The sequence below is a fragment of the uncultured Ralstonia sp. genome, assembly GCA_913056305.1.
GTDB lineage: Bacteria > Pseudomonadota > Gammaproteobacteria > Burkholderiales > Burkholderiaceae > Ralstonia.
In genome coordinates this window covers 1-14,814 of the sequence record CAJXMR010000111.1, presented here as the reverse complement: position 1 = coordinate 14,814, position 14,814 = coordinate 1, and the positions used below count along the sequence as shown (strand labels likewise).

Below are 14,814 nucleotides of genomic sequence, written 5' to 3'. Positions count from 1 at the left end.
ACACCGAGCGCTACGCCAACATGGTCAAGCGCATGTCCGACAAGACCCAATTCGTCTTTATTTCCCATAACAAGATTGCGATGGAAATGGCGCAACAGCTGATCGGTGTGACCATGCAGGAACAGGGCGTGTCCCGGATCGTGGCGGTGGATATGGATGCCGCACTGACCATGGCGGAGGCGGCGTAAATGCAGGACAACAACCTGGTCATGGCGCTCTTGGGCGCCGGCGTCGTCTTCGTGCTGGTGATCGTGGTCTACAACCAGTGGCAGATCCGCAAGGCGCGCCGCCCCGAGGCGTACAACCCGCTGGCCGACGAAGCGCCGCGTGGCGAAGGCTGGACCGATCGTCACGAGCCGGGTCTGGGCGGCGAGCGCGATGAGATCGGCCGTGCCGAGCCGCGTCTCGAACCCGGCCTCGCGCCGCATCCGCATGTGCCCGCCACGGGTGGCGCGGAGACCGAAGCCGGCGTGATCGGCGCTGAACTCACCCCCACCAGCGAAGAGGCTGCACTGGAAGCGGCAGAAGCCGACGAGGCAGCCGAGCCCGCGCCCGGTTCGCTGGAGCCGGCCAGCGGCGTGATCGATCCGCTGATCGACTGCATCGTCCCGCTGCACCCCGAGCGCGAGGTGTCGGGCGATCGCCTGCTGCCGGCCATGGCCAAGCTGCGCCGTGCGGGCACCAAGCAGATCCACGTGGAAGGCCTGAATCCGGCCGCCAACGCGTGGGAGACCATCCGCGCCGGTCAGCGCTACCTGGACCTGCAGGTGGCCGTGCAACTGGCCAACCGCACCGGCCCGCTCAACGCGCTGGAGTTCTCGGAATTCATCAACGCGATCGACCCGCTGTCGGAGGCGGCCGATGGCGTGCCCGAGCTGCCGGACATGAACGAGACCCTTGCCAACGCGCGTGAGCTGGATGCGTTTGCCGCCGAGGGCGACGTGCAGCTCGGCGTGAGCGTGATCTCCGACGGTGCGCCATGGTCGGCCGCCTACGTGCAGACCGTGGCCACGCAGGACGGCCTCGTGCTCTCGCGCGATGGCACGCGCTTCACGCGCTACCACGCCGGCGTCGACGGCGTGCAGCGAGCGCTGTTCACGCTGCAGTTTGGCGACACCAACTTCCTGCGCGACGACCTGACCGTCAAGGCCGGCCGCCAGATCACGCTGCTGCTGGACGTGCCGCTGGCCGAGGAAGCCAGCAAGCCGTTCAAGCTGGTCTGCGAATACGCCTACACGCTGTCGCAGCGCATGGGCGCGCAGGTGGTGGACGACAACCTGCGTCCGCTGACGGAGCAATCCTTCGTCGCCATCCACAAGCATCTGCGGGTGCTGTACGACAAGCTCGAATCGCGCGGCATCCCCGCCGGTTCCAGCGCCGCGGTGCGCCTGTTCAGCCACTGACGGAACCACCATGAGCAAGACCGCAGAACCCGCGTCCGGCCCGTCATCTGAAACGCGGCCCGAGGCGCGGGCGGCCTGGCTGCGCGCCGAGCTGAATCGCTACGCCCACGAGTACTACGTGCTCGACCAGCCCAGCGTGCCGGACGCCGAATACGACCGGCTGTACCGCGAGCTGGAAGCGCTGGAAGCCGCGCATCCCGAACTGAAGACGCCGGACTCGCCCACGCTGCGGGTCGGCGGCGCCGTGCTGCCGGAGTTTGCGCCGGTCAGGCACGTGGTGCCGATGCTGTCGATCCGCACCGAGACCGATACGACGCCCGCCGGTGCGCGCGCCTTTGACGCCAGCGTCCGCCGCGAGTTGGGGCTGACCGACTCCGACCCGCCCATCGAATACGCTGCCGAACTCAAGTTCGACGGCCTGGCGATCAACCTGCGCTACGAGCGCGGCTACTTGGTCCAGGCCGCCACGCGCGGCGACGGCGCCACCGGCGAAGACGTCACGCAGAACATCCGCACGATCCGCCAGATCCCGCTGAGCCTGCATCCCATCGACGGCGCCGTGCCCGAGGTGCTGGAGGCGCGCGGCGAGGTCTACATGCGCCGCGACGATTTCGAAAAGCTCAACGCCCGCCAGCGCGAGCGCGGCGACAAGACCTTCGTCAACCCGCGCAACACCGCTGCCGGCGCCGTGCGCCAGCTCGACCCGAAGATGGCCGCCGAGCGCCCCATGTCGTTCTTCGCCTATGGCCTGGGCGAAGTGGTCGGCTGGCAGGGCATGCCCGGGACGCACACCGGCATGCTTGATGCGCTGCAAGCGTTCGGCTTTCCGGTCAGCAGGGAGCGTGCGGCGGTGCAGGGCGGCGAGGGCCTCGTTGAATTCCACGCCGCCATCGGTGCCAAGCGCGACAGCCTGCCGTTCGACATCGACGGCGTGGTCTATAAGGTCAACTCACTGGCGCTGCAGCGCGAACTCGGTTTCCGCACGCGCGAGCCGCGCTGGGCGGTGGCGCACAAGTACCCCGCGCAGGAAGCGCTGACCACCGTCGAGGCGATCGACGTGCAGGTCGGCCGCACGGGCGCCATCACGCCGGTCGCGCGCCTGGTGCCGGTGTTCGTCGGCGGCGTGACCGTCACCAACGCGACGCTGCACAACGAAGACGAAGTCCGCCGCAAGGACGTGCGCGTGGGTGACACCGTGATCGTGCGCCGCGCGGGCGATGTGATCCCCGAGGTGGTGAGCGTGGTGCTCGAGCGCCGCCCGATGGAGGACGTACCGGGCAGCGACCTGTTCAACCCGCAGCAGCAGCCCAAGCACCCGCCGTTCGAATTGCCGAAGGCCTGCCCCGTGTGCGGCTCGCACGTGGTGCGCGAAGAGGGTGAGGCGGTGGCGCGCTGCTCGGGCGGGCTGTTCTGCTCGGCGCAGCGCAAGGAGGCGATCCGCCACTTTGCCGGCCGCCGCATGATGGACATCGAAGGCCTGGGCGAGCGCTATATCGACAACCTGGTCGAGCTGGACTACGTGCACGGCATTGCCGACCTGTACAAGCTCAAGCTCGACGACTTCCTCGAGATGAAGCGCCGCGCCGACGAGCGCGACGGCGTGACTCCGGAGACCGTGGCCGCCGGCAAGATCGCCACCAAGTGGGCTGAGAACCTGCTCGAGGGCATCCAGGCCAGCAAGACGCCAGCGCTGGCGCGCTTCCTGTTTGCGCTTGGCATCCGCCATGTGGGCGAATCGACCGCCAAGACGCTGGCCGATTGGCTGGGCAGCCTGGCAGTGATTCGCCGTGCGCCAGCGCCGCTGCTGCTGGCGCTGCCGGACGTGGGCGGGACGGTGGCCGAAGCCATCGCCGATTTCTTTGCCGAGCCGAAGAACCAGCAGGCGCTCGACGCCTTGCTCGAAGCTGGTGTTGCGCCGCAAGGCGAGCAGCCGCCCAGCGCCAAGCTGCGCGAGAAGCTGGAGCCGGTCGCGCTGTACGCCACGCTCGGTGTGCCCAAGCTGACGGCCAAGCGTAGCGAGCAACTGGCTGTGGCGGTGCCCGCGCTCGCGCAATTGGCGACAGCGGATGCCGCGCAACTGGCCGGGCTGCCGGCCGACGTCTCGGCATCACTGCTGGAATGGCTGGGCGCTGGCGACCATCGTGCGCAATTGGCGCAGCTCGATGCACTACGCACCGAACTGCTCGCCGCCATGCCCGCCGAGGCCGCGGAAGAAGGCGTGCTTGCTGGCAAGACCGTGGTGCTGACCGGCACGCTTCCCAACCTCACGCGCGACGACGCCAAGGCCATGCTGGAAGCGGCTGGCGCCAAGGTCTCGGGCTCGGTGTCGAAGAAGACCGACTACGTGGTAGCCGGCGAAGAAGCCGGCAGCAAGCTCGCCAAGGCCGAGGAGCTGGGCGTGAAGGTTCTGGACGAAGCGGGTATGCTCGCGCTGTTGCAAAAACAGCCAGGAGACGCGGCGTGATCCGACAGATTCTGAAGATGGGCGACAGTCGCCTGCTGCGCGTGGCCAAGCCGGTGCAGCGCTTTAACACCCCCGAGCTGACCGCGCTGATCGAAGACATGTTCGACACGATGGATGCCGCGCGCGGTGCCGGGCTCGCCGCGCCGCAGATCGGCGTGGACCTGCAGGTCGTCATCTTCGGTTTCGATCGCAACGAGCGCTATCCGGACGCGCCGGCGGTGCCCAAGACGGTGCTCATCAACCCGACGCTGGAGCCGCTCTCCGATGAGCAGGAAGAGGGTTGGGAAGGCTGCCTGTCGGTGCCCGGCCTGCGCGGCGTGGTGTCGCGCCATACGCGTCTGCGCTACACCGGCTACGACCCGCACGGCCACGTCATCGACCGCATCGCCGATGGCTTCCATGCGCGCGTCGTGCAGCACGAATGCGACCATCTGCAAGGCGTGCTGTACCCGATGCGCGTGAAGGATTTCAGCCGTTTCGGCTATACCGAAATCCTGTTTCCCGAATTGCCTGCCAACCACGACGACTGATCGCGGCAGCAGGGCACGCGCCCGTACGACCGGGCGGGTGCGTTATCCATCCACCACGGAGATGACATGGAGCGCAATGCACTGAGGGGGCTGCGCCGGTTGGCGCTTGGGTTGGCTGCAATGACCCTGTTGGGCCTGGCGGCTTGTGCCGGGCCGCAGCCCGGCACGCCCGCTGCCACGGAGACTGCGGCGCCAGCGGCGTCGGCCGCGGAGCTCACGGGGCCGGCGTGGCAGCGTGTCCACCTGGGCAACGGCGCCAACGCCTACGATTTCCCGGTCTACGCCAATCATCCGCTCGATGGCGACCTGCGCGGCATCCGCGAAGTCGTGTTCATCCAACATGGCTTGCAGCGTAACGGCAACGACTACTACGCTGCTGGCGAGGCACTGCTCAAGGCCAGCGGCCGCAATCCCGACGAGATCCTGCTGATCGCCCCCAACTTTCCCGGCACGCCGGATACAGCCAAGGGCTTCGACAACATGCCGATGTGGTCGACGGACGGCTGGCTCGGCGGCTTCACTGCCGTCAATGCGCCATACAACGGCTTGAGTTCGCTGCAGGTGCTGGACGACCTGATCGCCTTTGCGACCGATCCGGCGCGGCTGCCCGGCGTCAAGCGCGTGACCGTGGCCGGCCATTCCGGCGGCGCACAGATCGTGCACCGCTACGCCGTGCTCAACAACGTCGACGAAAGCATCCGCAAGCATGGCATCGACTTGCGTTACGTGGTGGCCAATCCGTCGTCGTACCTGTATTTCACGCCGGAGCGCCCGCGCGGACACGGCTTCGCGCTGTATGACATCGGCGTCTGCCCGGACTACGACCACTATAAATACGGCATGGTCGACATGGTGCCGTACGCGGCCGGCATCGACGGCAAGACCCTGTTCAAGCGGTACATGCATCGCCAAGTGACTTACCTGGTGGGCGGCAATGACAACGACCCGAACCATCGCGTGCTCGACAAGACTTGCGGTGCCGAGGCGGAGGGCCCGACGCGGCTCGACCGCGCGCGCAACTACCTGCGCTACGAGCGGCACCTCGCAGGCGTGCGTCATGCGACCAGCCATCACGCGCACGAGGTGATCGGCGTGGGGCACGACCAGTCACGCATGTTCGGCTCGCGCTGCGGTGCGCAGGCGGTGTTCGACATGCCGGCCGCCGCCAATACGACCGGCGCCGCGTGCCGCGCGCCCCAGCTTTGACGCAGCCATAAAAAAACCGGCCAGCGCTGCGTGCGCTGGCCGGCTTCTCCACAAGGCAGACGCTGCCTCAGAACTTCTCGAACGGCCCCAGGAAGCGCCACTGGCCCACAGGCAGGTCGCCCAGCACGATGCGGCCCATGCGGATGCGCTTCAGGCCCACCACTTCCAGGCCCACTTGCTCGCACATGCGGCGGATCTGGCGCTTCTTGCCCTCGCGCAGCACAAAGCGCAGTTGCTCTTCGTTTTGCCAGCTCACCTTGGCAGGCTTGAGTTCTTCATCGTCCAGCCACAGGCCGAAGCGCAGCTTCTCCAGCAGTTCTTCCGGGAAGACCTTGGAGATGTCGTGCTCGACCGGACCTTCCGGCGATTGCCACACTACGCGCACGAGGTATTCCTTCTCGACGGTCGAATCCTCGCCGATCAGGTGACGCGCCACGCGGCCGTCCTGCGTGAGCACGAGCAGGCCGGTGGAGTCGATGTCCAGCCGACCCGCCGGCGCCAACGCCTTGCGCTGCCATGGCGCGAAATTCTTGCGCGTGGGGTCTTCCTCCCACTGGTTTTCCGGCACGAACAGCGCCGCGGCTGGCTGGTAGCCGTCTTCCGCCTGGCCCGATACGTAGCCCACCGGCTTGTGCAGCAGCACGGTCACGCGCTCGCCTTGCTCGGAGCGCGCCGATTGGTGGATCTCGATGATCGCATCCGGCCGCACGCGCGAGCCCAGCTCGGTGACGGGCTCGCCGTCGACCAGCACCCAGCCGCGCGGAATCCACTCGTCGGCCTCGCGGCGCGAGCACAGGCCCAGCTCGGACATGCGCTTGGACAGGCGCACCAGGCCGCTCGATTCAGCCTGCGGCGCGGTGCGCGGTGTGTGCTCCTCATCGCGGCGCGGTGCGCGTTCTTCTCGCTCAGGGCGTTGCGGGCGGGCCGGGCGGTCCTCGAAACGGCGCGGCGGGCGATCGTTGTCGAAGCGGCGCGGGGCACGGTCGTCACCGTAGCGGCGCGGCGGGCGCTCATCGTCAAAACGACGCGGTGGCCGGTCGTCATCGTTCCGGCGCGGCGGGCGTTGCGCATCGTCGAATCGACGGGGCGGACGCTGGTCGTCGCCATAGCGGCGCGGTGGGCGCTCGTCATCAGAACGTCGCGGCGGACGTTGATCGTCACCATACCGGCGCGGCGGGCGATCCTCATCGGCTCGACGGGGCGGACGCTGATCGTCAAAGCGACGCGGCGGGCGTTCGTCGTCAAACCGGCGCGGGGGACGGTCTTCGAAACGGCGCGGCGGTCGTTCATCGTCGAAACGACGCGGCGGGCGGCCGTCCTCGGCGCGGCGTGGTGGGCGCTGATCGTCGAAGCGTCGCGGCGGACGTTGATCATCACCGTATCGGCGCGGCGGGCGGTCATCATCGGAACGACGGGGCGGACGCTGGTCGTCGAAGCGACGCGGCGGGCGTTCGTCGTCAAACCGGCGCGGGGGGCGGTCTTCGAAACGACGGGGCGGCCGCTCATCGTCGAAACGTCGCGGCGGCCGACCGTCCTCGGTGCGGCGCGGCGGCCGCTGATCGTCGCTGAACCTGCGCGGCGGGCGTTCGTCATCGAACCGGCGGGGAGGGCGATCCTCGAAGCGACGCGGCGGGCGTTGGTCGTCGCCGAATTTGCGCGGCGGACGTTCATCGTCAAACCGGCGTGGCGGGCGGTCGCCTTGCGTGCGGCGCGGCGGCTGGCCATCGTCGTCACGACGCGGCGGGCGCGGTCTGGGCGGCTTGCTGCCAGCGCTTTCCGTCGGTTGGGGCCGGCGTTGCGACGGGCGCAGCGGCTGGCGCTCTCGGTTCAGGTCGGACGAGCGCAGGGGCTTGCCGGTGGAGCGCACGGCATTGCCCTCGTCGTCGCGGCGCACGCCGAGCGTGGAGCGCTTACCCGGGCGCGTGGCCGGCTGGGTGGGGTCACCGGCGCGGCGCTTGTCGTCGTCGCCCGGGAAATCGTCGGAATCAGTAGCCATGAATCTAAACCGGTAAGGCTGGGCGCTCAGATGGCGAGCGCATCGAGCAGCTCGCCTTCAAGCGCGAGCTGCAGTTTGTTGTCCTGGGTCAGGCGCGAGCCGTCGACCAGGAAAATATCTTCCACACGCTCGCCCAGCGTGTTGATGCGCGCACTGTGCACCGATACGCGATGGTGTGCGAGCACGCGGGCGATGGCGTACAGGAGGCCGGTGCGGTCGGTGGCCGAGAGCGAGAGCAGGTAGTACTGGCCGCGCTCGTCCGGGCGCAGATCGACGCGCGGCTTGATCGGGAAGCTGCGCGACTGGCGCGAGATGCGGCCGCGCGGCGGCTCGGGCAGGGCGGTTTCGCGCGCGATCTGCTCGGCCAGTTCGTGCTCGACCAGCGTGATGATGTCGCGGTAGTGGCCGGGCTCCACCAGCCCGGTGCCGGGGTCGGCCACCTGGAAGGTGTCGAGCGCGTAGCCGTGCTTGGTGGTGTGGATCTTGGCGTCGAGAATGGTCAGGCCGCGGCGCTCGAAGTAGCCGCAGATGCGCGCGAACAGGTCGGGCCGGTCGGGCGAATACACCGCCACCTGCAGCCCAACGCCTGCCGGCAAGATGCGCGCGCGCACGATCGGGATGGTGGTGTCGACGCGGTTGTAGAAGTGGCGCGTGAACCAGGCGATGTCGCGCGCGTCGTGGCGCAGGAACACACCCACGTCGAGCTGTTTCCACAGCGCCTCGTGCGCGGTGTCGTCCAGCGCGGCCAGGCGCAGCAGGGCGCGCGCCTCTTCCTTGCGGCCTTCGAGCACGGCATGCGGGTCGGTGGTGGCGCCGCCCAGCACGCGCAGCGTCATGCGGTACAGGTCTTCCAGCAGCTTGCCCTTCCAGGCGTTCCAAACCTTCGGGCTGGTGCCGCGGATGTCGGCCACCGTCAGCAGGTACAACGCGGTCAGGTAGCGCTCGTTGCCGACCACCTCGGCAAATTGGCGGATCACCTCCGGGTCGCTCAGGTCCTGCTTCTGCGCGACCTGGCTCAAGGTCAGGTGGTGCTCGACCAGCCAGACGACCAGGTCGGCGTCTTCGCGGGCCAGCCCGTGCTGCTGGCAGAAGCGCCGCGCATCGGCCATGCCGAGCACGGAGTGGTCTCCGCCGCGTCCCTTGGCGATGTCGTGGAACAGCGCGGCGATGGTCAGCACCCACGGCTTGTCGAAGTTCGCCATCAGCTGGCTGCAGAACGGGAACTCGTGCGTGTGCTCGACGATGGCGAAGCGGCGGATGTTGCGCACCACCATCAGGATGTGCTGGTCGACCGTGTAGACGTGGAACAGGTCGTGCTGCATCTGCCCGACGATGCGACGGAAGTTGACCAGGTAGCGGCCCAGCACGCTGGTCTGGTTCATCAGTCGCAGCGCGTGCGTGATGCCCTGCGGCTGCTGCAGGATCTTCAGGAACGTCGCCCGGTTGGCCGGATCGCTGCGCCATTTGGCGTCCATCAGCGTGCGGGCGTTGTAGAGCCCGCGCAGCGTGATGGCGGCGAGCCCCTTGACGCCGGGGGTCTGCTCATACAGCAGGAAGGTTTCCAGGATGGCAGTCGGCTCACGCTGGTACAGGTCGGGATCGACGATCTCCAGCATGCCCTGCCGCTCGACAAAGCGTGCGTTGATCGCGCGCGTGATGTCCAGCTCGGTCGGGAACAGCCGTGCCTCGATGTTCTGCAGCACCACCGTGTTGAGCTGCGTGACCGCCTTGGCCGCCCAGTAGTAGCGGCGCATGAGCTGCTCGCTGGCGCGCTTGGCGGTCGTGGGGCGGTAGCCGAAGGCCTCGCCCAGCTGGGTCTGCAGGTCGAACACGAGCACGTCCTGGCGGCGTCCGGCCAGCAGGTGCAGGCGTGCGCGGATGGTCTTGAGCAGGCGCTCGTTGGCGGTCAGCTCCTTGGCTTCACGGCGCGTGAGCAGGTGGTTGGCCAGTAGCTCGTTCCAGCTCGAGCCGAAGCCGGCCGCGCGCGTCATCCACAGGATCACCTGCAGGTCGCGCAGGCCGCCCGGGCTTTCCTTGCAGTTGGGCTCCAGCGAGTAGGGCGTGTCCTGGTACTTGGCGTGGCGCTGGCGCATCTCCAGCAGCTTGGACTGGAAGAAGTCGGCGGCGTCCAGGTGACCCTGGTAGTGCGTCTCGAAGGTGCGGTAGAGGCCTTCGTCGCCGGTCAGCAGGCGTGCTTCCAGCAGCGACGTGCGCACCGTCACATCCTGCTCCGACTCGCTGATGCATTCGTCCACGGTGCGCACTGACGAGCCGATATCCAGCCCCATGTCCCAGCAGCGGCCGATGAAGGCTTCGAGCCGCGTCTCCAGCGATGTGTCCACGGCGTGCGGCAACAGCAGCAGGATGTCGACGTCGGAGTGCGGGAACAGCTCGCCGCGTCCGTAGCCGCCCACGGCGATCAGCGCGCAGTCGCTGGGCATCTGTTCGTCCTGCCAGAGCTGTACCAGGGCGATGTCGACGGCGCGGGCGAGCTTGGTCACCAGCTGGTTGACGTTGGCATGCCGCTCGAACTGCGCGAACAGAGAGGCGCGTTCGGCTTTCAGCGCGTCGCGCGGGGAGACGGGAGTGACGACGGCAGCGGTATGCATGCGTGGAGCGTGAATGAAACAACGACCGGAACGCGCCGGTCGTTGCAGAGAAATCGATCGGCGCGCACGCTGCGGCGCGCCGAGGGCAACCCGGCGTTTGCCCGGATCAGGCCGTGGCCGGCGCGCCTTCGGTCACAAAGGCCGGCGGTGCCGGCGTCTGCGCCGATACTGTCAGCACGTCGTAGCCGGTTTCCGTTACCAGGATCGTGTGTTCCCACTGGGCCGACAGGCTGCGGTCGCGCGTCTTGACCGTCCACTGGTCGGGCATGGTGCGGATGTCGCGCTTGCCGGCGTTGATCATCGGCTCGATGGTGAAGATCATGCCGGTCTTCAGCTCCAGGCCCGTGCCCGGTCGACCGTAGTGCAGGATCTGCGGATCTTCGTGGAAGTTCTTGCCGATGCCGTGGCCGCAATATTCGCGCACCACGCTGTAGCCGGCGGCTTCAGCGTGCTGCTGGATCACGTGGCCGATATCGCCCAGGCGCGCGCCCGGGCGCACCATGGTGATGCCCTTCCACATGCATTCGTACGTGACTTGCGCCAGGCGCTTGGCCAGGATCGTGCCTTCGCCGACGATGAACATGCGGCTGGTGTCGCCGTAATAGCCCTCGGGCGTGATGACGGTGATGTCCAGGTTGATGGCGTCGCCGTTCTTCAGGATCTTCTTGTCGTCGGGGATGCCGTGGCAGATCACGTCGTTGACCGACGTGCAGATCGCGCCGGGGAAGGGCGGGTAGCCCGGCGGCGCATAGTTGAGCGGCGCGGGGACGGTGCCTTGCACGTCACGCATATAGGCGTGGCACAGGCGGTTGATCTCGCCCGTGGAAACGCCAGCCTTGACGAACGGCGTGATGTAATCGAGGACTTCGGACGCCAGCCGGCAGGCCACGCGCATGTGCGCAATGTCTTCGGCGGTCTTGAGGGTAACGGCCATGCTGTGACTCTTTCTTCACAATGGCGTTGGGGCGCCATGTGGTGTCTAAAGGACGAATTATCGCACCAAAGCTGCCTGGCCGGGCATTTCAGGTTGGGTTCGATGCTGCCGGCGGGACGAGCGGGCAGGTGATGGAAGCTCTTGAGTCGATTGGGTTTTTGCCGCTATAATCGCAGGCTAAGCAGTCGCTGGCCGTGTGGCCGGTGGCGCTTGAAATCGCGAGCCGCTTCACCGCGGGTGTCCAACGCAAACGCATGCGAGGGATGTCTGAGGCGGCTTTAGACCTAACCCGACTGGAGAATTTCATGTCCGTGACCATGCGCGAAATGCTGGAAGCCGGTGTCCACTTTGGCCACCAGACCCGCTTCTGGAACCCCAAGATGGCCCCCTTCATTTTCGGCCATCGCAACAAGATTCACATCATCAACCTGGAAAAGACGCTGCCGATGTACATGGACGCACTGAAGTACGTGCGCCAACTGGCAGCCAACCGGGGCACCATTCTGTTCGTCGGCACGAAGCGCCAGTCGCGCGAGATCCTGGCTGAGGAAGCCGCTCGCGCCGGCATGCCGTACGTCGACAGCCGCTGGCTCGGCGGCATGCTGACCAACTTCAAGACGGTCAAGATCTCGATCAAGCGCCTGAAGGACATGGAAGTCGCCAAGGAAGCCGGCGCGACCGACACCATGAGCAAGAAGGAAGCGCTGATGTTCGAGCGCGAGATGGACAAGCTGCAAAAGTCCATCGGCGGCATCAAGGACATGGGCGGCATTCCGGACGCCATCTTCGTGGTGGACGTCGGTTACCACAAGATTGCCGTGACCGAGGCTGCCAAGCTGGGCATTCCGGTGATCGGCGTGGTTGACACGAACCACTCGCCGGAAGGCATCGACTACGTCATCCCGGGCAACGACGACTCGAGCAAGGCTGTCGCGCTGTACGTGCGCGGCGTGGCCGACGCGATCCTGGAAGGCCGCGCCAACGCGGTCCAGGAAGTGGTTGAAGCCGCTCGTGGCGGCGACGACTTCGTCGAAGTCCAGGAAGGCTAAGACACAAAAAGGCACGCGCCCGCCGCATAGTCGAGCGGGACGCGCGCCAGGCCACGCCGGTGCCCTGCACCGAAGCCGATGGCCAGACAGGGGCGCGTAACAAACGCCCCTTTTTTTTGAAAGTTGTCATGCGGATGTCCCACGCGCGTCGTATTTCGTGGGGCGGCCGGATGAAACCCGGACGACAGGACGGGCGCGGAGCGAAGACGCGAAGGCAAATTCGGCACGCGACCGGACCACGACCTGAAACAAGGAGCATGAGAATGGCGGCAATTACCGCAAGCATGGTGGCAGAACTGCGCGCGAAGACCGACGCGCCGATGATGGAATGCAAGAAGGCCCTGACCGAAGCCGAAGGCAACCTGGAAAAGGCCGAAGAGATCCTGCGCGTGAAGCTGGGCAACAAGGCTGGCAAGGCCGCTGCCCGCATCACCGCTGAAGGCGTGATCGCCTCGTTCATCGACGGCACCACCGGTGCCCTGGTTGAAGTGAACTGCGAAACCGACTTCGTCTCGAAGAACGACGATTTCCTGGCGTTCACCAACGATGTCGCTAAGCTGATCGCCACGCAAAACCCGGCTGACGTGGCTGCCCTGTCGGCCCTGTCGATCGGCGACGAAACCGTGGAAGCCGTGCGCACCCGCCTGATCGGCAAGATCGGCGAGAACATGACTATTCGCCGCTTCAAGCGCTTCGAAGGCACCAAGCTGGCTTCGTACCTGCACGGCACCCGCATCGGCGTGATGGTGGCGTTCGAGGGCGACGAAGTGGCGGCCAAGGACGTGGCGATGCACGCCGCGGCCATGAAGCCGGTGTCGCTGTCGTCGGACGAAGTGCCGGCCGAGCTGATCGCCAAGGAGCGCAGCATTGCCGAGCAGAAGGCTGCCGAGTCGGGTAAGCCGGCCGAGATCGTTGCCAAGATGGTGGAAGGCAGCGTGCAGAAGTACCTGAAGGAAGTCTCGCTGCTGAACCAGCCGTTCGTGAAGAACGACAAGCAGACCGTTGAGCAGATGCTCAAGGCCGCCAACACGACCGTGAAGGGCTTCACGCTGTTCGTGGTGGGCGAGGGCATCGAGAAGAAGCAGGACGACTTCGCTGCGGAAGTGGCTGCCCAGGTGGCCGCTGCCAAGCAACAGGCGTAATGCTGCTGCGCTCGCTTCCGATGACACGGCGATTGGCCCCCCGGCGCAGGCCGGCAGGGCAACTTTCCCCCATCGGCGCGATCGTATAATGCCGAACAGACAGGGCACCGCAAGGTGCCCTGTTTGCAGGTGCAGCCTGCTTGCGCGGGCGTCGGCCGGCCATCGGGCCCGGACGGCTTCCGCGCAAGAAGGTTGCGGGATGAGCGAAGCCCCCGCTTCGCCTGTCGCGGCCGCATTTTCCCCCGCATTTTCCCTTTTCCTGTCCCGTACCAGGAATCGTCACGAGGATCTCCATGCCTGCCTATAAGCGCGTTCTACTCAAACTTTCCGGCGAAGCCCTGATGGGCGACGATGCCTTTGGCATCAACCGCAGCACCATCGAAGGGATGGTCAACGACATTGCCGAGATCGTGAGGCTGGGCGTGCAGGTGGCAGTGGTGATCGGCGGCGGCAACATCTTCCGCGGTGTCGCGGGCGGTGCGGCCGGCATGGATCGCGCCACGGCCGACTACATGGGCATGCTGGCCACCATGATGAACGCGCTGGCCCTGCAGGACGCCATGCGCCACGCCAACCTCGAAGGCCGCGTGCAATCGGCGCTGCGCCTGGACCAAGTGGTCGAGCCGTACATCCGTCCGCGCGCGATTCGCCAGCTCGAAGAGGGCAAGATCGTAATCTTCGCGGCCGGCACCGGCAATCCGTTCTTCACCACCGACACCGCCGCCGCACTGCGCGGCTCGGAAATCGGCGCGGAGATCGTGCTCAAGGCCACCAAGGTCGACGGCGTCTACACGGCCGACCCGAAGAAGGACCCGAGCGCCACCCGCTACACCACCATCACCTTCGACGAGGCCATCTCGCGCAACCTGCAGGTGATGGACGCGACCGCCTTCGCGCTGTGCCGCGACCAGAAGCTGCCGATCAAGGTGTTCTCGATCCAGAAGCCTGGCGCGCTCAAGCGCGTGATCCTGGGCGAGGACGAGGGCACGCTGGTTCACGTCTGACGCAGGCCGCCAGCCTTCCGGCCGCTTGCCAGTGTGACGCAAATGGCGCTGGTGAGCGGCTTCCATGTAAAATTGCCTATTGTCTTTTTGGCGTTGCCGGCACCCGGTGCCGTGTCCCGGGTGCCTGTCTGGCAAGGCCGCCGTTATCGTTCGGAGGAAGTATGAGCGTCGCCGATGTTAAGAAGAATACCGAGCAGAAGATGCAGAAGTCGATTGAGGCTCTCAAGACGGATCTGGCCAAGATCCGCACTGGGCGCGCCCACACCGGTCTGCTCGACCACGTGCAAGTCGACTACTACGGTTCGATGGTGCCGATCAGCCAAGTCGCCAACGTGACGCTGGTGGACGCACGCACGATCGGCGTGCAGCCGTGGGAAAAGAAGATGGTGCAAGCCGTTGAGAAGGCCATCCGTGAAGCGGATCTGGGCCTGAACCCGGCCACCATGGGTGACATCATCCGCGTGCCGACGCCCGCGC

Annotated in this window: 12 protein-coding genes; 9 read left to right on the top strand and 3 right to left on the bottom strand. The window is 66.6% G+C overall.

From position 1 onward, the window contains the following. The 5 genes from QZ609_RS16660 to QZ609_RS16640 form a co-directional block, all read left to right on the top strand. Positions 1 to 188, top strand: a 188-nt coding sequence (locus tag QZ609_RS16660; RefSeq protein ID WP_295497156.1) for a hypothetical protein, incomplete at its 5' end; no start/stop codon positions are given. Further along, the gene (locus QZ609_RS16655) at positions 189 to 1,403 is read left to right on the top strand and encodes a cell division protein ZipA C-terminal FtsZ-binding domain-containing protein (protein ID WP_295497154.1); all 1,215 of its coding nucleotides are present in this window, start codon (positions 189 to 191) and stop codon (positions 1,401 to 1,403) included. 10 nt (positions 1,404 to 1,413) lie between these two features. Then, entirely contained in the window at positions 1,414 to 3,867 is a 2,454-nt protein-coding gene (gene ligA, locus QZ609_RS16650) for an NAD-dependent DNA ligase LigA (protein WP_295497152.1), read from the top strand. Beyond that, the gene (gene def / locus QZ609_RS16645) at positions 3,864 to 4,397 is read left to right on the top strand and encodes a peptide deformylase (protein WP_295497150.1); all 534 of its coding nucleotides are present in this window, start codon (positions 3,864 to 3,866) and stop codon (positions 4,395 to 4,397) included. Before ligA ends, def begins: the two co-directional genes overlap by 4 nt. A gap of 66 nt (positions 4,398 to 4,463) precedes the next feature. Continuing rightward, on the top strand, positions 4,464 to 5,603 hold the full coding sequence (locus QZ609_RS16640; protein WP_295497148.1) for a hypothetical protein: 1,140 nt from the start codon (positions 4,464 to 4,466) through the stop codon (positions 5,601 to 5,603). 67 nt (positions 5,604 to 5,670) lie between these two features. On the opposite strand, the gene QZ609_RS16635 is transcribed toward QZ609_RS16640, so the two are convergent. The 3 genes from QZ609_RS16635 to map form a co-directional block, all read right to left on the bottom strand. Next, the gene (locus QZ609_RS16635) at positions 5,671 to 7,599 is read right to left on the bottom strand and encodes a pseudouridine synthase (protein ID WP_295497146.1); all 1,929 of its coding nucleotides are present in this window, start codon (positions 7,597 to 7,599) and stop codon (positions 5,671 to 5,673) included. 26 nt (positions 7,600 to 7,625) lie between these two features. Continuing rightward, positions 7,626 to 10,208, bottom strand: coding sequence for a [protein-PII] uridylyltransferase (locus QZ609_RS16630; protein WP_295497144.1), 2,583 nt, complete (start codon positions 10,206 to 10,208; stop codon positions 7,626 to 7,628). Positions 10,209 to 10,314: 106 nt separating this feature from the next. Further along, positions 10,315 to 11,142, bottom strand: coding sequence for a type I methionyl aminopeptidase (gene map / locus QZ609_RS16625; protein WP_295497142.1), 828 nt, complete (start codon positions 11,140 to 11,142; stop codon positions 10,315 to 10,317). A gap of 305 nt (positions 11,143 to 11,447) precedes the next feature. On the opposite strand from map, the gene rpsB reads away from it, so the two are divergent. The 4 genes from rpsB to QZ609_RS16605 all read left to right on the top strand — a co-directional run. Next, the gene (rpsB, locus tag QZ609_RS16620; protein WP_295497140.1) at positions 11,448 to 12,191 is read left to right on the top strand and encodes a 30S ribosomal protein S2; all 744 of its coding nucleotides are present in this window, start codon (positions 11,448 to 11,450) and stop codon (positions 12,189 to 12,191) included. 263 nt (positions 12,192 to 12,454) lie between these two features. Next, positions 12,455 to 13,333 carry a translation elongation factor Ts gene (gene tsf, locus QZ609_RS16615; RefSeq protein ID WP_295497138.1) on the top strand — a complete coding sequence of 293 codons (879 nt, stop codon included), beginning with the start codon at positions 12,455 to 12,457 and terminating at the stop codon, positions 13,331 to 13,333. A gap of 293 nt (positions 13,334 to 13,626) precedes the next feature. Beyond that, complete coding sequence (gene pyrH, locus QZ609_RS16610) at positions 13,627 to 14,337, top strand: UMP kinase (RefSeq protein ID WP_048932292.1); 711 nt, start codon at positions 13,627 to 13,629, stop codon at positions 14,335 to 14,337. Positions 14,338 to 14,498: 161 nt separating this feature from the next. After that, positions 14,499 to 14,814 (top strand): ribosome recycling factor (locus tag QZ609_RS16605; RefSeq protein ID WP_295497134.1); only part of this gene is annotated, 316 nt, incomplete at its 3' end.

Bases quoted from the DNA above. Each gene is read 5' to 3' on its own strand.
- ligA (WP_295497152.1), top strand. From the start codon at position 1,414: ATGAGCAAGACCGCAGAACCCGCGTCCGGCCCGTCATCTGAAACGCGG.
- map (WP_295497142.1), bottom strand. From the start codon at position 11,142: ATGGCCGTTACCCTCAAGACCGCCGAAGACATTGCGCACATGCGCGTG.
- rpsB (WP_295497140.1), top strand. From the start codon at position 11,448: ATGTCCGTGACCATGCGCGAAATGCTGGAAGCCGGTGTCCACTTTGGC.
- pyrH (WP_048932292.1), top strand. From the start codon at position 13,627: ATGCCTGCCTATAAGCGCGTTCTACTCAAACTTTCCGGCGAAGCCCTG.
- QZ609_RS16640 (WP_295497148.1), top strand. From the start codon at position 4,464: ATGGAGCGCAATGCACTGAGGGGGCTGCGCCGGTTGGCGCTTGGGTTG.
- QZ609_RS16635 (WP_295497146.1), bottom strand. From the start codon at position 7,599: ATGGCTACTGATTCCGACGATTTCCCGGGCGACGACGACAAGCGCCGC.
- tsf (WP_295497138.1), top strand. From the start codon at position 12,455: ATGGCGGCAATTACCGCAAGCATGGTGGCAGAACTGCGCGCGAAGACC.
- QZ609_RS16655 (WP_295497154.1), top strand. From the start codon at position 189: ATGCAGGACAACAACCTGGTCATGGCGCTCTTGGGCGCCGGCGTCGTC.
- QZ609_RS16630 (WP_295497144.1), bottom strand. From the start codon at position 10,208: ATGCATACCGCTGCCGTCGTCACTCCCGTCTCCCCGCGCGACGCGCTG.